Below are 23,913 nucleotides of genomic sequence, written 5' to 3'. Positions count from 1 at the left end.
TTTCCTGATGAGTACCGTGCCCATGTCCTACAACAATAATGAATTGACCCTAAGCGCCCCACTCAGTGGCCCGGTGCTGACCCTGGGCAACGTTCCCGATGAAGTGTTCGCCAGTGGCGCCATGGGCGACGGTATTGCCATCGACCCACTGAACGATTGCCTGCACGCCCCCTGTGATGGCGTGATCATCCACGTCGCCCGCACCGGGCATGCACTGACGATTCGTGCCGACAACGGCGCCGAAGTGTTGATGCATGTGGGCATCGACACCGTGGAATTGAACGGCGAAGGCTTTGCCCTGCTGGTGAAGGAAGGCGCACGGGTGAACCAGGGCCAGGCGCTGGTGCAGTTTGATCTGGACCGCATTGCGCGCCAGTGCAAAAGCCTGGTCAGCCTGATTATCCTGACTAATGGCGAGGGTTTTGAGCTACGGCCGGTTGCAGGAAAAACCGTCAAGGTGGGTGAGCCGTTGCTGCACATTGCCGCGCGTTCGGTAGCGCCGTTGCAGGCGGCTGTGGATAACTCTGTCACCGAAGTGCGCGCCAGCGTACGCATTACCCACCGTGGCGGTTTGCATGCACGCCCCGCCGCGCTGGTGCGTAAGACCGCGCAAGGTTTCAGCAGCCATGCAGAGTTGCACTTCGCCGGTAAGTCGGCGCCGTGCGACAGCCTGATTGGCTTGATGGGGTTGGGCATTGGTGAAGGTGATGAAGTGCGCATCACCTGTCGCGGCAAGGATTGCGAGGCGGCGTTGCAAGCGTTGGTGGCCGCACTGTCGGTTGCCGTGAATGAAGAACACCACGCGCCGGTAGCCGTGACACCGCGTCGGGCGAACACCGAAGCCGGTGTGTTGCAAGGCGTGTGCGCCGCGCCCGGCCTGGTCTGCGGGCCGCTGTTTCGCCTCACCGGTATCGAACTGCCGCAAGACACGGGCAAGCATATCGCCGACGAACAACTGCAACGCCTGGACACCGCGCTGGAGCACGTGCGCGGAGAAATCCGCAGCACCCTGGCACAGGCACGCCAACGCAAGAACGTCGAAGAAGAAGACATCTTCGCCGCCCACCTTGCGCTGTTGGAAGACCCCACGCTGCTGGATGCCGCCACCCGTGCCATCGAGCAAGGCAGCGCCGCTACCCACGCCTGGCGCGATGCGATCCAGGCGCAATGCGCGGTGTTGCTGGCCCTGGGTAAACCGCTGTTTGCCGAGCGCGCCAACGACCTGCGCGATCTGCAACAGCGAGTACTGCGTGCGCTGTTGGGGGAAGCCTGGCACTTCGAATTGCCGGCCGGCGCGATTGTCAGCGCCCATGAACTGACCCCCTCCGACCTGCTGCAACTGAGCGCACAAAACGCCGTGGGTATTTGCATGGCCGAAGGCGGCGCTACGTCTCACGTCGCGATTTTGGCCCGAGGCAAAGGCTTGCCGTGCGTGGTCGCGCTGGGCGCCGAAGTGCTCGACGTGCCCCAAGGCCAACGCGTGGTGCTGGACGCAGCCAACGGTCGCCTGGAACTGGCGCCCAGCGACGCGCGCCACGCCGAAGTGCACCAGATTCGCGATGCGCAGAAACTGCGCCGTCAGCAACAACAGGCCCAAGCCCGGCAAGCGGCGCAAACCCGCGATGGCGTGAGCATTGAAGTGGCGGCCAATGTCGCCTCCAGTGCCGAGGCCCAAGTGGCGTTTGAAAACGGCGCCGATGGTGTGGGCTTGCTGCGCACCGAATTCCTGTTTGTCGACCGCCGCACCGCGCCGGATGAGCAAGAGCAACGCCAGGCCTACCAAGCCGTGCTGGATGCCATGGGCGACAAGTCGGTGATCATCCGCACCATCGACGTGGGCGGCGACAAACAGCTCGACTACCTGCCGTTGCCGGTTGAGGCCAACCCGGTGCTGGGCCTGCGCGGCATTCGCCTGGCGCAAGTACGCCCGGACGTGCTCGACCAACAACTGCGCGCCCTGCTGCAAGTGTCTCCGCTGGCGCGTTGCCGCATCCTGCTGCCGATGGTCAGCGAGGTGGATGAACTGCTGCAGATCCGCCAGCGCCTGGATGAACTCTGCGCGGAGCTGGAGCTGACCCAGCGTCCGGAACTGGGCGTGATGATCGAAGTGCCCGCCGCCGCGCTGATGGCTGAGCAACTCGCCAAACACGCGGACTTTTTATCCATCGGCACCAATGACCTGTCCCAGTACACCCTGGCCATGGACCGCGACCACGCGGGCCTCGCCGCACGGGTGGATGCCTTGCACCCGGCGCTGCTGCGCTTGATCGCGCAAACCTGCGCCGGCGCCGCCAAGCATGGGCGTTGGGTGGGTGTGTGCGGCGCCCTGGCGTCCGACCCGCTGGCCACGCCGGTACTGGTTGGCCTGGGTGTGAGTGAACTGTCGGTAAGCCCGCCGCAAATCGGAGAAATCAAGGACCGCGTCCGCCACCTGGACGCGGCGCAATGCCGGCAATTGAGCCAAGGCCTGCTCGACCTGAGCAGCGCCAAGGCCGTTCGCCAAGCCTGTCAACACCACTGGCCGCTGAGCTGAAAACAACAAGAATAGGGAGACACGCCATGTACCAACATTTCATCGAAGGCCTGCAACGCCTCGGCCGCGCACTGATGCTGCCGATCGCGATTCTGCCGATCGCCGGTCTCTTGCTGCGTCTGGGCGACACCGACCTTTTGAACATCGCGGTGATGCACGATGCCGGGCAAGCAATCTTCGCCAACCTGGCGCTGATCTTCGCCATCGGTATTGCCGTGGGTTTTGCCCGCGACAATAACGGCACGGCGGGTTTAGCCGGGGCGATTGGTTACCTGGTGATGATTTCCACGCTCAAGGTGATGGACACCACCATCAACATGGGCATGCTCGCCGGTATTGCCAGCGGCTTGATGGCCGGTGGGCTGTATAACCGCTTCAAGGACATCAAGCTGCCGGAGTACCTGGCCTTCTTTGGTGGGCGACGGTTTGTGCCGATTGTCACCGGGTTTTCGGCGGTCGCCCTGGGCGTGATCTTTGGCCTGATCTGGCCACCGATCCAGCACGGCATCAACAGTTTTGGCGTGCTGCTGATGGAAAGCGGCAGCTTTGGCGCATTTGTGTTTGGCGTGTTCAACCGCCTGCTGATCGTCACCGGCTTGCACCATATCCTCAACAACATGGCGTGGTTTGTGTTTGGCAGCTTTACCGACCCAACCACCGGCGCCATCGTCACCGGCGACCTGACCCGGTATTTTGCCGGCGACCCGAAAGGCGGCCAGTTCATGACCGGCATGTTCCCGGTGATGCTGTTCGGCCTGCCCGCCGCGTGTTTGGCGATGTACCGCAATGCACTGCCGGAACGCCGCAAGGTCATGGGCGGGATTTTCCTGTCGATGGCGCTGACCTCGTTCCTCACCGGCGTGACCGAGCCGATCGAGTTCGCATTCATGTTCCTTGCGCCATTTTTGTACCTGATCCACGCGGTGCTCACCGGCCTGTCGATGGCCGTGACCAATATGCTCAACATCCACCTCGGTTTTACCTTCTCCGGTGGCTTTATCGACATGGTGCTCGGTTGGGGCAAGTCCACCAACGGCTGGCTGGTATTCCCGGTCGGGTTGGCTTACGCGGTGATCTACTACAGCGTGTTCAACTATTGCATTCGTCGGTTCAACCTGAAGACACCGGGGCGTGAAGACATCCAGGTGGTGCAGGCTGAGGTGATGACCGATAACCAGCGGGCCAGTGCCTACATCAGTGCACTCGGCGGTGCAGAGAATTTGCTGAGTGTCGGCGCGTGCACGACTCGTCTGCGCCTGGACATGGTGGATCGTAACAAGGCGGTGGATGCGCAGTTGAAAGCACTGGGCGCCATGGCTGTGGTTCGGCCGGGTAACGGCGGGAGTTTGCAGGTGGTCGTAGGGCCGATGGCCGACAGCATTGCGGATGAGATCCGCCTGGCGATGCCGTCGTTTGTTGCCAGTGCGCCGGTGGCCGCCCAGCCTGTGGATAAACCGGTCGCGGTGAATGTGCAAGAGGCCGAGAAGTGGCTGAATGCTTTAGGCGGCCGCACGAATGTGCGCCAGCTGGAAGCGGTGGCGATGACCCGATTGCGGGTGGAACTGGGGGATGATTCGGTGCTGTCTGAAGCGGACCTGACTGCGCTGGGTTGCCAGGGTGTGAGCCAGCTGGACAGCGGGGTTTGGCATTTGTTGATTGGTGACAAGGCCACTGGATTGGGCGAAGCGCTGGAGCGGCTGGTTACCCGCCCAATCAACGCCTGACCGATCGTTCCCACGCTCTGCGTGGGAATGCCGCCCCGGACGCTCCGCGTCCAAGCCGTCGCCCTGCACAAGGGTGACGCGGAGCGTCACAGGATGCATTCCCACGCGGAGCGTGGGAACGATCAATGTGGGAGCTGGCTTGCCTGCGATTGGCCCTTACAGGCGCCTGATTACTTCTGATCAGGCACCTCAAATAGATCCAACACCCGGTCCACCATCAACTGAATACCTTCCAGCATCCGATGAATCCCCAGCACTGCATCACGCTGTGGGCCGTCGATATCAAAAGCCAGATTGCCTGCAAGTGCTTGTACTGATGCCAGGTCTTGGGAGGCATTGGCGAGCAGGGTTTCGCTGTTCAGGTTAGGAAGTACGGTGAAGATTTGATCGGTGGGCTGAGAATCAGATGGGGGATTTGGACTGTCTTTGATCATGGTGTGTTTCCTAGTGAGAATTTAGGAACTACCAGCATCACTTGCAGATGATGGGTGGCAGCTGTGCGCGGGCCTGCAAGACCGAGTCCCACCAGCACCTCGGTAGACCCGAAGGTCTCCCGCACACAGCCGCCATAAATGACGACCATGAAAAAGCGCCGCAATTATAAAGGCGCTTAGGAGTAACTGGTGAGGTTTCGGCGGGCTTGCAGTCCCGATCGCTGAATTGGCAGCGACTGGCAAAGGTTAATAAGGCGAGTTCCTAGGGACAACCTGAAAAGCCTGTGGGAAAGATCTGGGGCGCCTGTCCCGGCGCCATCGCAGGCAAGCCAGCTCCCACATTTTGAACGTATTCACAGATCAAACTGTGGGAGCTGGCTTGCCTGCGATTGGCCCTTACAACCAACAAAAAACCCGCTGACCAAACTGGCCCAGCGGGTTTCTTGTTTCTGCAATCTGCGAATCAAAAATCCGCCAACTGCCACACCTCATACGCCGGTGTCTCATAGGGATGGCTGAGTTTCAACGCGGCTACAACCGCCACGATCAACTCATCCGCCACCACCAGCTCAACCTTCCACTCCTCAACCACTTCAACCTGGCCCACTTGCCCGATAAACGGCTGGCTGCCGTCCATCGCGCGGAATTGGCCCTGGCCCAGCACTTGCCAGGCACAGCTGTCGTAGTCGCCGATGCGCCCGCCGCCGGCGGCGAAGACGGCGGTTTTCACCGTCTCCACATGGCTGGCGGGCACAAAGAAGGCGAGCTTGTACACCGCCTTAGTTCACCCACACGCGAGCGTTGCGGAACATGCGCATCCACGCGCCGTCTTCGTTCCACTCTTCCGGGCGCCACGAGTTTTGCACGGCGCGGAATACACGCTCCGGGTGCGGCATCATGATGGTCACGCGGCCGTCGCGGCTGGTAAGGCCGGTGATCCCGCGCGGGGAGCCGTTCGGGTTGGCCGGGTAGCTTTCGGTGACCTTGCCGTGGTTGTCGACAAAACGCATGGCCACGCAACCGGACAGGTCGGCTTCAAGCAGGGCTTCTTCGCTGGAGAATTCCGCATGGCCTTCACCGTGGGCGATGGCGATTGGCATGCGCGAACCGGCCATGCCTTGCAGGAAGATCGAGTTGGATTCCTGCACCTGCACCATGGCGACACGGGCTTCGAACTGCTCGGAACGGTTGCGCACAAAGTGCGGCCAGAACTCGCTGCCCGGGATCAGTTCGCTGAGGTTGGACATCATCTGGCAACCGTTGCACACACCCAGGGTGAAGCTGTCGTTGCGCTCGAAGAAGCCCTGGAACGCATCGCGGGCACGGCTGTTGAACAGGGCCGATTTGGCCCAGCCTTCACCGGCACCCAACACGTCACCGTAGGAGAAACCGCCGCAAGCGACCAGGCCTTTGAACTCGTTGAGGTCAACACGACCGGCGAGGATATCGCTCATGTGCACGTCGATCGCATTAAAGCCGGCGCGGTCGAACGCGGCCGCCATTTCCACCTGGCCGTTGACGCCCTGCTCACGCAGTACGGCAACTTGTGGGCGAATGCCTTTCTTGATGTAAGGCGCGGCGATGTCCTGGTTGACGTCGAAGCTGAGCTTGGTGCTCAGGCCCGGGTTGTCTTCTTCCAGGATCACGTCGAATTCCTGCTCGGCGCAGTCGGCGTTATCACGCAGGCGTTGGATCTGGTAGCTGGTCTCGGCCCATTGGCGTTGCAGCAGACGGCGCTGGCCGGCAAACACGGTATCGCCATTGAAGGAGATATTGATTTCACCGTTGTTGATCGGCTGGCCGATTACCGCCACGCAGTCGTCCAGGCCAGCGGCGCTGAATTGGGCGAGCACGTCCGGGGTGGCGTCCTGGCGAACCTGGATCACCGCGCCCAACTCTTCGTTGAACAGGATGCCGTTGATTTCGGCAGCATCCTCGGCAACGCTGTCGAGCACAATGTTCAGGCCGCAGTGACCGGCAAACGCCATCTCGACAACGCTGGTCAGCAAACCGCCGTCGGAACGGTCGTGGTAAGCCAGCAGGTGGCCGTCGGCGTTCAGGCCCTGGATCACGGCGAAGAAGGCGTTGAGGTCTTCGGCGTCATCCACGTCCGGCGCGTGCTTGCCGAGCTTGCCGTGGGTTTGCGCGAGGATCGAGGCGCCCATGCGGTTCTGGCCACGGCCCAGGTCGATCAGGATCAGATCGGTGGTGCCCTTGTCCATGCGCAATTGCGGGGTCAGGGTCTGGCGGATGTCGGTGACCGGGGCAAAACCGGTAACGATCAGCGACAGCGGCGAGGTGACGCTCTTGTCGGTGCCGTCTTCGTTCCAACGGGTGGCCATGGACATGGAGTCCTTGCCCACCGGAATGGTGATACCCAGCTCCGGGCACAGCTCCATGCCGACAGCCTTGACGGTGTCGTACAGGCGCGCATCTTCACCCGGGTGGCCGGCGGCGGACATCCAGTTGGCCGACAGTTTAATGTCGGACAGCTTGCCGATGCGCGAAGCGGCGATGTTGGTGAGGGTTTCACCAATGGCCATGCGACCCGACGCCGGGGCGTCCAGCAGGGCCAGCGGCGTACGCTCGCCCATGGCCATGGCTTCACCGGTGTACACATCGAAGCTGGTGGCAGTGACGGCAACGTCAGCCACCGGAACCTGCCATGGGCCAACCATTTGGTCACGGGCAACCAGGCCGGTGATGGTGCGGTCGCCGATGGTGATCAGGAAGCTTTTGCTCGCCACGGCTGGGTGGTGCAGCACGCGCTCGATGCTGTCGGCCAGTTCCAGCGTGCTTGGGTCGAAGTCATCGCCCAGCTCGGTTTCGCGCACGGCGGAGCGGTGCATACGCGGGGCTTTGCCCAGCAGCACTTCCAGCGGCATGTCGACCGGGCTGTTGCCGAAGTGGCTGTCGGTGACCGTCAGCTGCGGTTCGGCAGTGGCTTCGCCGACCACGGCAAATGGGCAACGCTCACGTTCACAGATGGCCTGGAAGCGCGCGAAGTCTTCAGGGCCAACGGCCAGTACGTAGCGTTCCTGGGATTCGTTACTCCAGATTTCGTGCGGGGCCATGCCCGGCTCGTCGTTTGGAATGTTGCGCAGTTCGAAACGGCCACCACGGTCGCCATCGTTGACCAGCTCGGGGAAGGCGTTGGACAAACCGCCGGCGCCGACGTCGTGGATGAAGCTGATCGGGTTCTTGTCACCCAACTGCCAGCAACGGTCGATGACTTCCTGGCAGCGGCGTTCCATCTCTGGGTTTTCGCGCTGTACCGAAGCAAAATCCAGGTCCGCCGAGCTGGTGCCGGTGGCCATGGAGGAAGCTGCGCCGCCGCCCAGGCCGATCAACATCGCCGGGCCGCCGAGTACGATCAGCTTGGAGCCGACCAGAATCTCGCCTTTCTTGACGTGTTCTTCGCGGATGTTGCCCATGCCGCCAGCCAACATGATTGGCTTGTGGTAGCCGCGCACTTCATCGCCACGCGGGGTGGTGATGGATTGTTCAAACGTACGGAAGTAACCGGTGAGTGCCGGGCGCCCGAATTCGTTGTTGAACGCGGCGCCGCCGAGCGGGCCTTCGATCATGATGTCGAGTGCGGTAACGATGCGCTCAGGCTTGCCGTACGGCACTTCCCACGGTTGTTCGAAACCTGGGATCTGCAGGTTGGACACCGTGAAACCGGTGAGGCCAGCCTTGGGCTTGGCGCCACGGCCGGTGGCGCCTTCGTCACGGATTTCGCCGCCCGAACCTGTCGCTGCGCCCGGGAACGGGGCAATCGCGGTCGGGTGGTTGTGAGTCTCAACCTTCATCAGGATGTGCACCGGCTCCTGCACCGCGCCGTACTGGCGGGTTTCAGGGTCCGGGAAGAAACGGCCGGCGACGGAGCCGACGATCACCGAGGCGTTGTCCTTATAAGCCGACAGAACGCCTTCGCTGTGCATCACGTAGGTGTTCTTGATCATGCCGAACAGGCTTTTTTCCTGGCTTTCGCCGTCGATATCCCAACTGGCGTTGAAGATCTTGTGACGGCAGTGCTCGGAGTTGGCCTGGGCGAACATCATCAGTTCGATGTCGTGCGGGTTGCGCTTCAAGCCATTGAAGGCGTCGACCAGATAGTCGATCTCATCTTCGGCGAGCGCCAGGCCCAGTTCGGTGTTGGCCTTCTCGAGGGCGGCGCGGCCACCGCCGAGCACGTCAATCGCAGTGAGCGGCTTGGGCTCGGCGTGGCTGAACAGGCCGGCAGCCTGTTCCAGCTGGCTGACGATGATCTGGGTCATGCGGTCGTGCAGGCTGCTGGCAATCAGCTCGGCTTCGGCATCGCTGAACTGGCCGGCGACGTAGAAAGCGATACCGCGTTCCAGGCGCTGGATTTTTTCCAGGCCGCAATTACGCGCGATATCACTGGCCTTGCTCGACCAGGGCGAGATGGTGCCGAACCGCGGCAGAACCAGGAACAAGCGGCCGGTCGGCTCTTGAACGGGAACGCTGGGGCCGTACTTCAGAAGGCGTGCGAGCACTTGCTGTTCGTCGGCGGTCAAGACGCCGGTTACGTCGGCGAAGTGAGCAAATTCAGCATACAAGCCTGTAACAGCTGGAACCTTTTGGCTCAGTTGCTCAAGGAGTTTGCTGTGGCGAAAGGCAGAAAGGGCAGGAGCGCCGCGCAGGATCAACATCTTCGGGACAGCCTCGGGAAGGGGGTGTGCTTTGAGGCCGTGCATTCTAGCGTAAACCTGCGCCAACGGCACTCGAAACGGCACGGCTGGCCGCTGCCGAACGTCAGTTGGCAGCGATTGCATGCTTTCGGGGCGAAATCCTGGGGTTGGCGCGCAGTTATTTTAACCGTCACAAACCCTCGCCAACCCACGTTTCTGCGGGCTGCAGCCCGGTTTTGCGGGTGCTAGCAGACAAGTCCGCTGCTGTCGAGATATGGCGCCGAGGGCCGTTTGCGTATACTGCGCAGATGTTCTCCCCTACTGCTTTACGCCCGCGATGCGCCAAATGGCTGATCGCAACCGGACTCTTCCTGATGCTCAGCGCCTGTGTTGATAAGCCCAGCACGCTCGAGCGAATCAAGGAGGATGGCGTATTGCGGGTGATTACCCGGAACAGCCCGGCGACGTATTTCCAGGACCGCAACGGTGAAACCGGTTTCGAGTACGAACTGGTCAAGCGCTTTGCCGATGACCTGGGCGTGAAGCTGGAAATCGAGACCGCCGATAATCTCGATGACCTGTTCGGCCAGCTGGGCAAACCCAACGGTCCGGTTCTTGCGGCCGCCGGCCTGGTCAGCAGCGAGCAGCGCGCGCAACAGGTGCGTTTCTCCCATCCGTACCTGGAAGTCACGCCGCAGATCATCTACCGCAATGGCCAGTCGCGCCCCACCGGCCCGGCAGACCTGGTGGGCAAGAAGATCATGGTGCTCAAAGGCAGCACCCACGCCGAGCAATTGGCGGCACTTAAAAAGCAGAACCCAGCGATTGAATACGAAGAGTCCGACGCCGTGGAGGTGGTCGACCTGCTGCGCATGGTGGACGAGGGCCAGATCGACCTGACCCTGGTGGACTCCAACGAAGTGGCGATGAACCAGGTGTACTTCCCCAACGTGCGCGTGGCCTTCGACCTCGGCAATGCCAGCAACCAGAGCTGGGCCGTGGCGCCGGGGGAAGACAATAGCCTGCTCAACGAGATCAACAGCTACCTGGACAAGGTTGAGAAAAACGGCACCCTGCAGCGACTGAAAGACCGTTACTACGGGCATGTCGATGTACTCGGCTATGTCGGCGCCTACACCTTCGCCCAGCATTTGCAGCAACGCCTGCCCAAGTACGAGAAACACTTTCGCGCCTACGCCAAGGAAGAAAAGGTCGACTGGCGCCTACTGGCGGCCATCGGCTATCAGGAATCGCTGTGGCAACCGGCCGTCACCTCCAAGACCGGCGTGCGCGGCCTGATGATGCTGACCCAGAACACCGCCCAGGCCATGGGCGTGTCCAACCGCCTGGACGCCAAGCAAAGCATCATGGGCGGTGCCAAGTACCTGGCCAAGATCAAGGATGAGTTGGACGACAGCATTGCCGAGCCGGACCGCACCTGGTTCGCCCTCGCCGCCTATAACGTCGGCACCGGCCACCTGGAAGATGCGCGCACGCTGGCCAAGAAAGACGGCCTGAACCCGAACAAGTGGCTGGACGTGAAGAAGATGCTGCCGCGCCTGTCGCAGAAGCAGTGGTACAGCAAGACCCGCTACGGTTATGCCCGCGGTGGCGAGCCGGTGCATTTTGTCGCGAACATCCGGCGGTATTACGACATTCTCACCTGGGTGACCCAGCCGCAGTTGGAAGGCAACCAAGTGGTGGAAGGCAACTTGCACGTGCCGGGTATCGACAAGACCAAGCCGCCGGAAGATAACCCGCAGCTGTAAACCCAATCGCCCAAACGACCCATAACCCTGTGGGAGCCGGGCTTGCCCGCGATGGCGGCTAGCCAGTCAACATATTCGTTTCCTGACACACCGCTATCGCGGGCAAGCCCGGCTTCCACAGTTGATCCTCGTCGTTTTATAGGCCAGTGAGCAGATGCACGACCCCGCCCGTTAACACCATCACACCCGCAACACCCGCCGCCTTCAGCGCCTGCGCATCCAGCCGCCCTGCATCCTGCAACTGCACCCGCACCCGCGTCAGTGCCACGCGCTGTTGCGACTTGAGGTTATCCACACCGCCCAATGCGCTCAGTACCTCGGCCGACAACAGACCCTGCGCAGGCGCCACCACGGTTTCGGCAATCAAGTCCGGGGTGAGGGCCTTCCAGAATGCGCGCTGTAATTTCTCGAACATGCTCAGTGCTCCACGACAGGTGAGGTTTCAACAGTGGCCGCGTGGTACAGGCGCAGGGCCTCGCGTACTTGGGCGGCTTCTTCCAGGCCAAGCACCTGGCGGGCGATGATCTGGCAGTCGGCCATGTCCAGCTCGCGCACGGTGGCCTTGATGGTCGGGATCAGCGGTACGCTGACCGACAGCTCATCCACCCCCAGCCCGATCAACACCGGCACCGCCAGTGCTTCAGACGCCAACGCGCCGCACACGCCGACCCACTTGCCATGGGCGTGGGCGGCCTTGACCGTGGTGGCAATCAGGCGCAATACCGACGGATGGAAGCTGTCGGCCTGGCTGGCCAGGCGCGGGTGGTCGCGGTCCATGGCCAGGGTGTATTGGGTGAGGTCATTGGTGCCGATGGAGAAGAAATCCACATGCGGCGCGAAGACATCTGCCATCAAGGCCGCAGACGGCACCTCGATCATGATGCCCAGCTTTGGCAGCTCGGTCAGGCTCAGCGCCAGCGCTTCCTCTTCAAGGATCTTGCGCGCCAGATGCAGCTCCGACAGCAGGCTGACCATCGGTAGCATGATATGCAGCCGCGCAAATCCGGCACTCGCCAGGATCGCGCGGAACTGCTCGCGCAGCAATTCAGGGCGCTCCAGGCACAGGCGAATACCACGCAGGCCGAGGAACGGGTTGGTCTCGCGCTCCATCGGCACATAGGCCAAAGGTTTATCGCCGCCCACATCCAAAGTGCGCACCACCAGATTGCGTTCGCTGCCCAGAGCTCGGGCGATGGCGCTGTAGGTGCCGGCTTGCTCCTCGGGGCTGGGCGCGCGATTGCGGTCCAGGTAGAGAAACTCCGAACGCAACAGGCCAACGCCTTCACCGCCCAAGGCCAGGGATTGCTCGACCTCCTGCAACGAGGCGACATTGGCCGTGATCTCGACATGATGACCATCGCGCGTGATACCGGGCAAGGCGGCCTGCGCCACCTCACGCTCACGTCGCAGTATGTGTTGCTTGCGGGTAGCGGCCAGTTGCTCGACAGCGGCCAGGTCAGGCTCCAGGTGCAGCTCGCCTTTGTCGGCATCGAGCAGCACCTGCTTGCCGTTGGCCAGCGCCAGTGCCTGTGCCGGAACGCCGCACAACGACGGCAAACCAAGGGCACGCGCCAGGATCGCCACATGGCTGGTGGCGCCGCCGCCGACGGTGACGAACCCCAACACTTTGCGCGTATCAAGGCCAGCGGTTTGCGAGGGGGTCAGTTGCTCGGCAATCACGATCGCACGATCCGGCAACGCCCAGGCGCTGTCCTCAATACCGAGGATCAACTTCAGCACACGCTGGCCAACATCGGCCAAATCCGCTGCGCGCTCAGCCAGCAACGCACTGCCCAGGCCGAGAAATAGCTTGGCGGTTGCGGCCGTGGCGCTGTTCCAGGCAAAGGCAGCACTCTTGCCTTCGGTGAGCAGGCGATGGGCTTGCTCCAACAGGGTCGGGTCTTCAAGCAGTTCCTGATGGGCGCGGAAGATTTCCGCCTGGGCGCTGCCAACCGCTTTGTCTTGCAACACTTGCAGCGCTTCGGTGGCTACCAGTAAGGCGCGGCTCAGTGCAGCGTGTTCAACGGATTCACCCGCGCCCTGTTCCTCGATGTGCAACTCGGGTTCCGCCACTTGAAACACCTGGCCAAACGCGGAGCCGGGCGAAGCACACACGCCGCGCAACAAGGTCGCCGATGACTCGGGTGACTGCGTTTCAACAGGCGCAACAGACTCTTCGACTGCCTCCCCGCAACCTTGCGCCAGCAGGGTTACCAATGCCTTGATGGCCGCATCGGCATCCTCTCCCGCCGCACTCACTTGCAAGGTATCGCCCTGCACGGTTTGCAGCGCCATGATCGCCACCAATGACTTGGCGTTGGCGCTCTGGGTTTGCTTGTGCAGGTAAATGCTGGCGTTGAAACCTTTGGCCGTCTGGGCCAGCACGGCGGCCGGGCGTGCGTGCAAACCGTTGGCATTGGGCAACGTCAGCGGTTTGGAGAACAGTGCATCGCCTTCCTCCTCGCCCACGGTTTCAGCGGCCTGGCCGGGTGAGACGTGCAACAGCGGCTGGCCCACCTCCACCGCGCCACTGCCCGATGCCAGCCACACAAACGGCTCGCCGCTGACCACCAGCATCAAGGTCAGCAAACTGCGCGCATTGAGCGCCACGTAGTCGGCATCAAACTCGATCAACGGCTGCCCGACCTCGACCCGCTGGCCTTCCTCGACCAGACGGGTGAAGCCCTTGCCAGCCAGGTGCACCGTGTCCAGGCCAATATGCATCAGCACCTGCACGCCGTTGTCGCCGGTGACGCTGACCGCATGCCCGGTGTCCTGGATATTGCTGATCACCCCGGCCAACGGCGCGCACAGGGTCTGCGAGGTGGGATCGATGCACAGGCCGTCGCCGATCATGCGGCTGGCGAACACCGGGTCAGGCACCTGGTCCAGCGCCAGCAGCACCCCGGACAAGGGCGCCAGCAGTTCCAGGGGTTGAGTTGTGGTCATGACTTCACCTGCTGTTTTGTTCTGTAAAAATCATAGGGCGAACGACGATCCACTGTGGGAGCTGGCTTGCCTGCGATGCCGGCGACTCGGTGTCTCAGTAATACCGAGGGGTTGCTATCGCAGGCAAGCCAGCTCCCACCTAAAAAGCGTTCACTTAAAACCGAGCTATTTCCACCAATATTCGACTTGCACACCCACATTCGAGCCATGCCGCGCCGTGCCGTAGGCGCCGGTGTCGGACAACGCCGAGCCCGCCGCCAGTTCGTTCGCCGCGCGCTTGGCCGCTTCGTTCCAGGTTGCATAGGTGTAGTACAACCGCACTTCCGGCCGTGCCCAGAAATCCGGGCCGTTGGGCGACCAGGTCGGGGCGAAGGTGAATTTGCTCAGCTTGCGCGTACCGCCGGCGGCCTCGACTTGATCATGCCCAAGCTCGGTGACCAGTTTGAACTGTTCGCTGATGGCGTAGGCCGGGCGCACACCGATGGACATCCAGGTCTGGTCCTGGCTGCCGGGGCGAATATCCTTCTGATACACCGCCTCGACCTGCCCGCCGAAACGCGGCGTCACCTGCCAGTCGAAAAACTCCACGGCGCGGTAGCTTTTGCTGCTCTTGTCCAAGGCGGTATCGCCGGTATAGCCCAAACCCGTGCCGGGGCCTTCGCCGTACTGCAAGGCGAATTTGTTTTTGCCGCCGAGAAACGGTTTTTGCACATGCTGCGCGGTGATCGCCCAACCGCTGTTGGCCTCACGCCCGCCGGCTTTTTCTATATAGCTCAAGCCAAACTCCAGCTCACCGCCGGGGTTGGTCTTGAAGCCTGCCACGTTGAAGTCGTGACGGGTGGCGTATTCTTTCTGGTAGAGGTTGTCCTTGCGCGACAGCGCGTAGCTGTATTTGAGGTCGCCGATTTTGACGTCCTCGACACCGCCGCCCGTGGCGCTCTGGTTCCAGTAGTAGAAGTCGGAGATATGGATGTCATTACGCTTGTAGTAACGGCGTCCCGCCCACACCGAGCCACCATTGAGGCTGGGCAGGTTGGACCACTGCGCGTACATCTGCGGCATGCGCGCCGAGCCGTTGTCCTCACCCTGGAACTTCAGGGCTCGGTCGTATTTGTTGTACAGCGATGCCATGGCATCGACGCTCAGCACCGAGCCGTCGTCGAGGGTCAACAGGTCCTGGCGCAACTCGAGTTCGGCGTACTGCTCGCATTCGTTGCCCAGGCGGTATTTGGATTGCGCCCCCGGCAGTTGGAAACACTGTTGCTTGCCACTGCCTGTTGAAGTCCCCGCGCCGCTGCGCAAGTAGCCGGCAAACTCCAGGGCTTGAACGGCAAAAGGTGCGGTAAGACATGAAGCAATGAGGCCCAGCTTTATTGTTGTTTTCATGAAGCACTCCGATATTTTTATTATGTTTTTTGGTGAAGCGCCCCCGCACTCCCATACGGGGGATGCAGCGGGTCTCAGTCCTTGAGGTGCAGCACAAACGATTCATACGGGCGCAACACCACCGTGCTCGAACGCAACGGGCAGTCGGGGTAATTGCTGATCAGCAGGCGTTGCTCGTTCGCCGCACTGATGACGCCTTCCGGCAGTTGGATTTCGCAGGGTGTGCCGTAGAAGTTGTTGAGTACCAACAAGCGCTCGCCATCGCCTTCGCGCAGATACGCCCAGACCTGGAGGTGGTCTTGCAGCAGTTGGCGATAAACGCCCTCCTGGATCAGCGGCTCGTGACGACGCAACGCAATCAGCGCGCGGTAGTGATGCAGCACCGAATCGGGGTCATCCAGCTGGCTTTCGACGTTGATCTGCGCCGCGTTGGCCGGGATGCCGATCCACGGTTCACCGCTGCTGAAACCGGCATTGGCCTGGGTGTTCCATTGCATTGGCGTGCGGCTGTTGTCGCGCGACTTCTGCATGATCGCCGCCATGCTCGACGCCTCGGACTCACCGGCATCACGCTTGAGGCGGAAGATGTTCAGGGTCTCGACATCGCGGTACTGCTCAATCTTGTCGAAACCCGGGTTGGTCATGCCCAGCTCTTCGCCCTGGTACACATACGGCGTGCCCTGGAGAAAATGCAGTGCAGTGGCGAGCATCTTGGCCGAGACCACGCGGTACTCGCCGTCGTTACCAAAACGCGAGACCACTCGCGGCTGATCGTGGTTACACCAGAACAGCGCGTTCCAGCCGCCACCGGCCTGCATGCCCAGTTGCCAGTCGGAAAAAATCTGCTTGAGCTGCAGGAAGTCGAAGTCGGCCTTCACCCACTTTTGCAGGTTCGGGTAATCGACTTTCAAGTGATGAAAGTTGAAGGTCATCGACAGCTCTTTGGACGCCGGATTCGAATAACGAATGCAGTGCTCAAGGCTGGTGGACGACATCTCGCCGACGTTGATCAGGTCGTGCCCTTCGAAGACTTCACGGTGCATTTCCTGCAGGTACTCATGCACGTTCGGGCCGTCGGTGTAGAAGCGGCGGCCATCGGTGTTGTCTTCGGGGAAATCGGCAGGCTTGGAGATCAGGTTGATCACGTCCAGGCGGAAGCCACCCACGCCTTTGTCACGCCAGAAGCGCATCAACTGGTACACCTCGGCGCGCACGTTGGGGTTGTCCCAATTGAGGTCGGCCTGGGTATGGTCGAACAGGTGCAGGAAGTACTGGCCGGTTTGCGCCTCGTATTCCCAGGCCGAGCCGCCGAACTTGGATTGCCAGTTGTTCGGCTGGTCGCGCCAGATATAGAAGTCGCGGTACGGGTTGTCGAGGCTGCTGCGCGCCTGCTGGAACCACTCATGCTCGATGGAGGTGTGGTTGACCACGATATCGAGCATCAGCTTGATGCCGCGCTTGGCCGCTTCGCTGATCAGCAGGTCGCAATCGGCCATGGTCCCGTAGCTGGGGTCGATGGCGTAGTAGTCGCTGATGTCGTAGCCGTTGTCGCGTTGCGGCGAGCGCAGGAACGGGGTGATCCACAGGCAATCCACGCCCAGCCACTTGAGGTAATCGAGTTTGTCCACGATGCCCAGCAGGTCACCGGTGGCGTTACCCGCGTGGCTGTGGAAGCTTTTGGGGTAGATCTGGTAGATCACCGAGTCTTGCCAGTCTTGCATGGTGGGTTCCTTCAATTGAGTTGTGTGCTGGCTTTGAGGGCCTCATCGCGGGCAAGCCCGGCTCCCACTTTGATGTGTGAACACATTCAAATGTGGGAGCTGGCTTGCCTGCGATAGCGATCGATCAAGCGACGCGATACCCCGGCCGCACAATCTTCATGCTCAACGCACAGGTCAGAACAAACGGCACGACCATGGCGATGACCATCCCGATCACAAAACTGGGGATGAACTGCGGAATGATCGAAATAAACCCAGGCAAGCCACCCACGCCGATGGCCGAGGCCGTCACCTTGTTCAGCGACAGGAAAATGCTGCCCAGCGCCGAGCCGAGCAGTGCGGCATAGAACGGAAATTTGAAGCGCAGGTTCACGCCGAACATCGCCGGTTCCGTGATACCGAAGTAAGCGGAAATCGCCGAGGTCGAGGCCATGCTTTTGTCCCGCGCGTTGCGGGTCATGTAGAACACGCCCAGTGCGGCGCTGCCCTGGGCCAGGTTGGACATCACGATCATCGGCCAGATAAAGGTGCCGCCCTGGGTGGAGATAAGTTGCAGGTCCACGGCGAGGAACATGTGGTGCATGCCGGTGATCACCAGCGGCGCGTACAACAGGCCAAAAATCGCCCCGCCAACCATCGGCGCCAGGTCAAACAGGGTGACCACACCTTCGGTAATCAGGATGCCGAGGTGACGGGTCACCGGGCCGATGATGGCAAGCGCCAACACGCCGGTGACGACGATGGTGGTGATCGGCACCACGAGCAGTTGGATGGCGTTTGGCACGCGTGCCCGCAGCCATTTCTCGATCACGCTCATCACATAGGCCGCCATCAGGATCGGCAGGATCTGCCCCTGATAACCCACCTTCTCAATCTTGAACCAACCGAAAATATCGAAGTACGGCAGGCTCTGACCATCGAGCCCGGCCACCGCCTTGCCGTAGTTCCAGGCGTTGAGCAAGTCCGGGTGCACCAGCATCAGGCCAAGCACAATGCCGAGGATTTCGCTGCCGCCGAAGCGCTTGGCCGCCGACCAGCCCACCAGCGCCGGCAGGAACACAAACGAGGTGTTGGCCATCAGGTTGATCAGGCTCCACAGGCCATCCAGGTTCGGATACGCCTCCAGCAGCGTCTGGCCCTCGATGAACATGCCCTTGGCGCCCATCAGGTTATTCACGCCCATCAGCAGGCCGGCGATGATCAGCGCGGGCAGGATCGGCATGAACACGTCGGAGAACACACGCACCAGACGCTGCATGGCGTTGGTCTTGTCGGCGCCCTTCTGCTTGACGTCAGCGATGGTCGAAGCCGCAAGACCCGTCTGCTCACGCAGGGCGGCATAGACCTTTTCCACTTCGCCGGGGCCGATCACCACTTGGAACAGGCCGCCGGTGAAGAACGAGCCCTTGACCAGATCGACCTGGTTCAACGCGCTGCTGTTGACCAGGCTCGGGTCCTTGAGCGCCAGGCGCAGGCGGGTCACGCAGTGGGCGGCTTGCTCAAGGTTGTCGCTGCCCCCGAGGTTCTCGAGAATCTCGCGGGCAATATTGGAATAGTCGTGGCTCATGCTTGGTTTCCACTTTGGTTTTTTTATTTGGGGGCAGTCATTGGCAGCACGCCGTGGGCAAAAGTACTCGTATGTACGAGTTAAATCAATAACTCGTCTGTACGAGTTACATAAAGTTTATTTTTCTGAATTTGAAGTCAGACATTTCCCTAATTCCACGCCGGTCCAATGGACAAAGCCCACCTCTGCCACTAAGGTTCCTGCCTTGAACCCGCCGTTCACCTTCATCAAGCCGGGCACAGAGCCATCCCCATGAGCAAATACAACCAGATCTATACGGATCTGCTTGCCAGCATCACCACTGAACGCCTGCAACGCGGTACGCGCCTTCCCTCTGAAACCGAACTGATGGACGCCTACCAGGCCAGCCGTGGCACGGTGCGCCGCGCCATCGAGCAGTTGCAGGAGCGCGGTTTTGCGCAAAAAATCCACGGCAAGGGCACGTTTGTGTTGTCGCCCAACCCCATTGAGTTCCAACTGGGCGGCATCGTCAGCTTCCACGAAACCCACGCCGACCTGGGTGACGACGTACGCACCGAGGTGGTCGAATTCAGCCAGTTCCCGCTGGAAGGCTCGCTGCTGCAACACATCGAAGCCGCGCCCGGCGCTCTGATTACCCGCATCAAACGGGTACGGCGCATCGGCGGCAAACGCGTGATCCTGGACATCAACCACTTTGTGGCTGACCTGATCCCCGGCCTGGACCGCGACATCGCCGAGCAGTCGATCTATGCGTTTATCGAACAGACGCTGGAGCTGCAGATCAGTTATGCGCAGCGCACCATCGAAGCCCTGCCGCGCAGCAAGGACGACCAGGCGCATCTGGATCTGGATGGGCAAAGCCATGTGATTGTGGTGAGCAACCAGACGTTTTTGCAGGATGGCAGGCAGTTCGAGTACACCGAGTCGCGGCATACGTTGGATAAGTTTTATTTTTCGGATATTGCGCGGCGCTAAAGCCGAAAGAAGATCAAATGTGGGAGCGGGCTTGCCCGCGATGGCGTCCTGTCAGTTATCGATGTGTTGCCTGATAGGCCCTCATCGCGGGCAAGCCCGCTCCCACACTTCGATCAGTGTTGTTTGATCTGGCGTATTCCAGAAACACAAAACCCCGGCACATGGCCGGGGTTTTGTTATTCAGCATTCACCTGCTAGCGCAGGATCACTCCCACTCAATCGTCGCCGGCGGCTTGCTCGACACGTCATACGTCACGCGCGAAATACCTTCGATTTCATTGATGATACGGCCGCTGACAGTCTCCAGCAGCTCGTACGGCAGGTGTGCCCAACGCGCGGTCATGAAGTCGATGGTCTCTACGGCACGCAGCGCAACAACCCACGCGTAACGACGGCCATCACCCACAACACCCACCGATTTCACCGGTTGGAACACCACGAACGCCTGGCTGACCTTGTGGTACCAGTCGGCCTTGCGCAGTTCTTCGATGAAGATGTGGTCGGCGCGACGCAGCAGGTCGGCGTATTCCTTTTTCACTTCACCCAGGATGCGCACGCCCAGGCCCGGGCCTGGGAATGGGTGGCGGTAGACCATGTCGTACGGCAGGCCGAGTTCCAGGCCCAGGCGGCGGACTTCGTCTTTGAACAGTTCGCGCAGTGGTTCTACCAGCTTGAGGTTCATCTCCTCCGGCAGGCCACCCACGTTGTGGTGGGACTTGATCACGTGAGCCTTGCCGCTCTTGGCGCCAGCCGACTCGATCACGTCAGGGTAGATGGTGCCCTGGGCGAGGTACTTGATGTTGTCCAGTTTGTTGGACTGGGCATCAAACACGTCGATGAAGGTGCGGCCGATGATCTTGCGCTTCTTCTCTGGGTCGCTTTCGCCCGCCAGGTTGTTGAGGAACTGGTCCTCGGCGTTGGCGCGGATCACCTTGACGCCCATGTTCTCAGCGAACATGGCCATCACTTGCTCGCCTTCGTGCAGGCGCAGCAGGCCATTGTCGACGAACACGCAAGTCAGCTGGTCGCCGATGGCTTTGTGCAGCAGCGCGGCAACCACGGAGGAGTCAACGCCGCCGGACAGGCCGAGCAATACGTTGTCGGTACCCACCTGGGCACGCACGTTGGCGATGGCGTCTTCAGCGATTTTCGACGGGGTCCACAGGGCTTCGCATTGGCAGATGTCGAGGATGAAGCGCGACAGGATACGGCCGCCTTGCTTGGTGTGGGTCACTTCCGGGTGGAACTGCACGCCGTAATAGCCGCGCTCGTCGTTGAACATGCCGGCAATCGGGCAGCTCGGGGTGCTGGCCAGGATGTGGAAGTCTTCCGGCATCTTGGTGACCTTGTCACCGTGGCTCATCCACACGTCGAGGCCGAACAGGCCGTCGGCGTCGATGTGGTCTTCGATGCCGTCCAGCAGGCGGCTCTTGCCGACCACGTCGACACGGGCATAACCGAATTCACGCAGTTCGGAACCTTCAACCTTGCCGCCCAGTTGCTCGGCCATGGTCTGCATGCCGTAGCAGATACCGAAGACGGGCACGCCCAGGTCGAATACGGCTTGCGGGCAACGCGGGCTGTTGGCTTCGTGCACGGACTCGGGGCCACCGGCAAGGATGACGCCTTTCGGTGCGAATTCGCGGATCGCTTCGTCGTCCATGTCGAACGGGTGCAGTTCGCAGTACACGCCGATTTCACGCACGCGGCGGGCGATCAGTTGGGTGTACTGGGAACCGAAGTCGAGGATCAGGATGCGGTGGGCGTGAATGTCGAGGGCCATGAAGTCAGTCTCGTCTAATGAATCAGAAACAACTCGGGGCTGAAAGAACAGCCCCGGTTACTTAACGTTTTGCTGGAAGCCTCAACCTACGCGGTAGTTCGGCGCTTCCTTGGTGATCTGCACGTCGTGGACATGGGATTCAGCCATGCCGGCGCCGGTGATCCGTACGAACTCTGGCTTGGTGCGCATTTCTTCGATGTCGGCGCTGCCGGTGTAGCCCATCGAGGAACGCAGGCCGCCCATCAATTGATGGATGATCGCGCTCAGGGTGCCTTTGTACGGCACACGGCCTTCGATGCCTTCCGGTACGAGCTTCTCGGCGCCTGCCGAGGAGTCCTGGAAGTAACGGTCGGAAGAGCCCTGCGCCTGGGACATGGCGCCCAGCGAACCCATGCCGCGGTAAGCCTTGTACGAACGGCCCTGGAACAGTTCGATCTCGCCTGGTGCTTCTTCGGTACCGGCGAACATCGAGCCCATCATCACGCAGGAAGCACCGGCTACGATGGCCTTGGACAGGTCACCGGAGAAACGGATGCCGCCGTCGGCGATCAACGGAACGCCCGTGCCTTCAAGGGCAGCGGCGACGTTGGCGATGGCGCTGATTTGCGGCACGCCTACACCGGCGACGATACGCGTGGTGCAGATGGAGCCAGGGCCGATACCGACCTTGACCGCATCGGCGCCGGCTTCGGCCAGGGCCTTGGCAGCTGCGCCGGTGGCGATGTTGCCGCCGATAACCTGTACGTCAGGGAAATTCTGTTTGACCCAGCGAACGCGGTCGATCACGCCTTTGGAGTGGCCGTGGGCAGTGTCGACCACCACCACGTCAACACCGGCTGCCACGAGGGCCGAAACGCGATCACCGGTGTCTTTACCGGTGCCGACCGCAGCGCCGACGCGCAGACGACCTTGGTCATCCTTGCTGGCCAGCGGGTAAGCCTTGGCTTTTTCGATGTCGTTGACGGTCATCATGCCTTTGAGGGCGAATTTGTCGTCGACGATCAACACGCGCTCGATGCGGTGCTTGTGCAGCAATTCGCGCACATCGTTCTTGTCGGCGCCTTCCTTGACAGTAACGAGGCGCTCTTTAGGCGTCATCACTTCACGGACGGTGACTTCAAGACGGTTCTCGAAACGCACGTCACGGGAAGTGACGATGCCGACCAGGTCGCCATCGTGCAGTACCGGAACGCCGGAGATGTTGTGCAGGCGGGTCAGGTCGAACAGATCACGCACGGTGGCGTCGGCTTCGATGGTGATTGGATCTTTCACCACACCGGCTTCGTAACGCTTGACCTTGCGCACTTCGGCAGCTTGCTGCTCGATGGTCATGTTCTTGTGGATGATGCCAATGCCGCCTTCCTGAGCCATGGCGATTGCCAAACGGGCTTCAGTGACGGTGTCCATGGCAGCGGAAACCAGAGGAATATTCAGCTCGATGCCACGGGTTAGGCGGGTCTTGAGACTGACTTCGTTAGGAAGCACCTCGGAATAACCGGGCACTAGGAGAATGTCGTCGAATGTCAGAGCTTCTTGGCTGATACGCAGCATCGCGGGGGCTCCCGAGCGGGAAAATGGAAGCGCGCCATTATATACATGCACCCTGTCGGGCTCAATGTAAAACTCTGACAAACTTGGTAATACTGATAGATGGATAAAACCTGCAGCGCTAGATCGTTCCCACGCTCCGCGTGGGAATGCCGCCAGGGACGCTCCGCGTCCGGGGTCTTGCGCAATGGTGACGCGGAGCGTCACGGGATGCATTCCCACGCAGGAGCGTGGGAACGATCAGGTTAAAGCTCGACTTTGACCCAACTCATCTTCTGGTCCAGCCAGTCGGCAAATTCGTCGATAAAGCTCTGCTTGAATCCCGCTTCCGCCCAGTTGTTGAAGATGAAACCCAGGTTGGAGAAGCCGCATTCCTGCAGGAACAGAAACCCATTGATGTCATCTTCATGCCCACACAACGGGCAAGTGAAGTTATCGGTGTGGCCGGGCATCCAGTCTTCCAGGCTTTCGAACAGCGCCTCGCCGACTTCTTTAAGGCACTCCGGGCAGCCGGCCTCTTCGAGAAAGCCCTTGGCCGGCGTGTAGATGCAGCGCTTGTAGATGATCTCCAGGCCATTGATCGGCTCGTTGAACGGCAGCGCTTCGGGGTGCAGCACCACGGCGCGGGCGCCGTCGGCCAGGGCGTAGGCCATGCGGTTGCCGGTGCGCCCGCAGGTGGTCAGCTCTTCCTTGATGATGTTCTTGCGCACCAGCCAACGCACGATGGCCCGGGCGCGGGGTTCGTGGACGGGCAAGGTGGAGATTTTGGGGACAAGGATGCTTTGGGAGTTCATGGTGCTTGGGAGCCCTGCGGTGTGGCGACTGCCGACATCGCGGGCAAGCGCGGCTCCCACATTTGGAATGCATTCACCTGTGGGAGCTGGCTT

Annotated in this window: 15 protein-coding genes; 4 read left to right on the top strand and 11 right to left on the bottom strand. The window is 61.1% G+C overall.

What is annotated here, in order from left to right:
- The first annotated feature begins 22 nt into the window (after positions 1 to 22).
- Positions 23 to 2,533, top strand: a complete 2,511-nt coding sequence (gene ptsP, locus HBO23_RS31365; protein WP_170040771.1) for a phosphoenolpyruvate--protein phosphotransferase — start codon at positions 23 to 25, stop codon at positions 2,531 to 2,533.
- 26 nt (positions 2,534 to 2,559) lie between these two features.
- Positions 2,560 to 4,257: an N-acetylglucosamine-specific PTS transporter subunit IIBC gene (nagE, locus tag HBO23_RS31360; protein WP_017139709.1), complete on the top strand. Its 1,698-nt coding sequence runs from the start codon at positions 2,560 to 2,562 to the stop codon at positions 4,255 to 4,257.
- A gap of 170 nt (positions 4,258 to 4,427) precedes the next feature.
- On the opposite strand, the gene HBO23_RS31350 is transcribed toward nagE, so the two are convergent.
- From HBO23_RS31350 to purL, 3 genes are all read right to left on the bottom strand, one after another.
- Complete coding sequence (locus tag HBO23_RS31350; protein WP_170040770.1) at positions 4,428 to 4,691, bottom strand: DUF6124 family protein; 264 nt, start codon at positions 4,689 to 4,691, stop codon at positions 4,428 to 4,430.
- Between the two features lie 463 nt (positions 4,692 to 5,154).
- Positions 5,155 to 5,466, bottom strand: coding sequence for an NGG1p interacting factor NIF3 (locus HBO23_RS31345; RefSeq protein ID WP_170040769.1), 312 nt, complete (start codon positions 5,464 to 5,466; stop codon positions 5,155 to 5,157).
- Between the two features lie 4 nt (positions 5,467 to 5,470).
- Entirely contained in the window at positions 5,471 to 9,367 is a 3,897-nt protein-coding gene (gene purL / locus HBO23_RS31340; RefSeq protein WP_170040768.1) for a phosphoribosylformylglycinamidine synthase, read from the bottom strand.
- Between the two features lie 287 nt (positions 9,368 to 9,654).
- Here purL and mltF point away from each other — a divergent pair, with 287 nt between their 5' ends.
- A complete protein-coding gene (gene mltF, locus HBO23_RS31335) occupies positions 9,655 to 11,115 on the top strand; it encodes a membrane-bound lytic murein transglycosylase MltF (RefSeq protein ID WP_017139703.1) in 1,461 nt (486 codons plus the stop codon).
- A 136-nt stretch (positions 11,116 to 11,251) separates the two neighbouring features.
- On the opposite strand, the gene HBO23_RS31330 is transcribed toward mltF, so the two are convergent.
- From HBO23_RS31330 to treP, 5 genes are all read right to left on the bottom strand, one after another.
- Positions 11,252 to 11,530, bottom strand: coding sequence for a PTS transporter subunit EIIB (locus tag HBO23_RS31330; RefSeq protein WP_170040767.1), 279 nt, complete (start codon positions 11,528 to 11,530; stop codon positions 11,252 to 11,254).
- Between the two features lie 2 nt (positions 11,531 to 11,532).
- A complete protein-coding gene (ptsP, locus tag HBO23_RS31325; RefSeq protein ID WP_170040766.1) occupies positions 11,533 to 14,064 on the bottom strand; it encodes a phosphoenolpyruvate--protein phosphotransferase in 2,532 nt (843 codons plus the stop codon).
- A gap of 165 nt (positions 14,065 to 14,229) precedes the next feature.
- Entirely contained in the window at positions 14,230 to 15,450 is a 1,221-nt protein-coding gene (locus HBO23_RS31320; RefSeq protein ID WP_169985223.1) for a carbohydrate porin, read from the bottom strand.
- 74 nt (positions 15,451 to 15,524) lie between these two features.
- Entirely contained in the window at positions 15,525 to 17,171 is a 1,647-nt protein-coding gene (gene treC, locus HBO23_RS31315; protein ID WP_138450317.1) for an alpha,alpha-phosphotrehalase, read from the bottom strand.
- A 124-nt stretch (positions 17,172 to 17,295) separates the two neighbouring features.
- Entirely contained in the window at positions 17,296 to 18,738 is a 1,443-nt protein-coding gene (treP, locus tag HBO23_RS31310; protein ID WP_017139698.1) for a PTS system trehalose-specific EIIBC component, read from the bottom strand.
- Positions 18,739 to 18,990: 252 nt separating this feature from the next.
- On the opposite strand from treP, the gene treR reads away from it, so the two are divergent.
- Positions 18,991 to 19,695 carry a trehalose operon repressor gene (treR, locus tag HBO23_RS31305; protein ID WP_017139697.1) on the top strand — a complete coding sequence of 235 codons (705 nt, stop codon included), beginning with the start codon at positions 18,991 to 18,993 and terminating at the stop codon, positions 19,693 to 19,695.
- 205 nt (positions 19,696 to 19,900) lie between these two features.
- Here the strand turns inward: treR and guaA are convergent, their stop codons facing one another.
- The 3 genes from guaA to HBO23_RS31290 form a co-directional block, all read right to left on the bottom strand.
- Positions 19,901 to 21,478, bottom strand: a complete 1,578-nt coding sequence (gene guaA / locus HBO23_RS31300; RefSeq protein WP_017134673.1) for a glutamine-hydrolyzing GMP synthase — start codon at positions 21,476 to 21,478, stop codon at positions 19,901 to 19,903.
- Positions 21,479 to 21,559: 81 nt separating this feature from the next.
- Complete coding sequence (gene guaB / locus HBO23_RS31295) at positions 21,560 to 23,029, bottom strand: IMP dehydrogenase (RefSeq protein WP_016977684.1); 1,470 nt, start codon at positions 23,027 to 23,029, stop codon at positions 21,560 to 21,562.
- A gap of 242 nt (positions 23,030 to 23,271) precedes the next feature.
- On the bottom strand, positions 23,272 to 23,820 hold the full coding sequence (locus HBO23_RS31290) for a hypothetical protein (protein WP_015885727.1): 549 nt from the start codon (positions 23,818 to 23,820) through the stop codon (positions 23,272 to 23,274).
- Positions 23,821 to 23,913 lie beyond the last annotated feature (93 nt).

Origin of the sequence: Pseudomonas sp. WS 5532, from assembly GCF_012985445.1 — a bacterium.
GTDB classification, from domain to species: Bacteria; Pseudomonadota; Gammaproteobacteria; order Pseudomonadales; family Pseudomonadaceae; genus Aquipseudomonas; species Aquipseudomonas edaphica.
The sequence above is the reverse complement of the archived record's forward strand: the minus strand, read 5'-3'. Positions and strand labels throughout refer to the sequence as shown.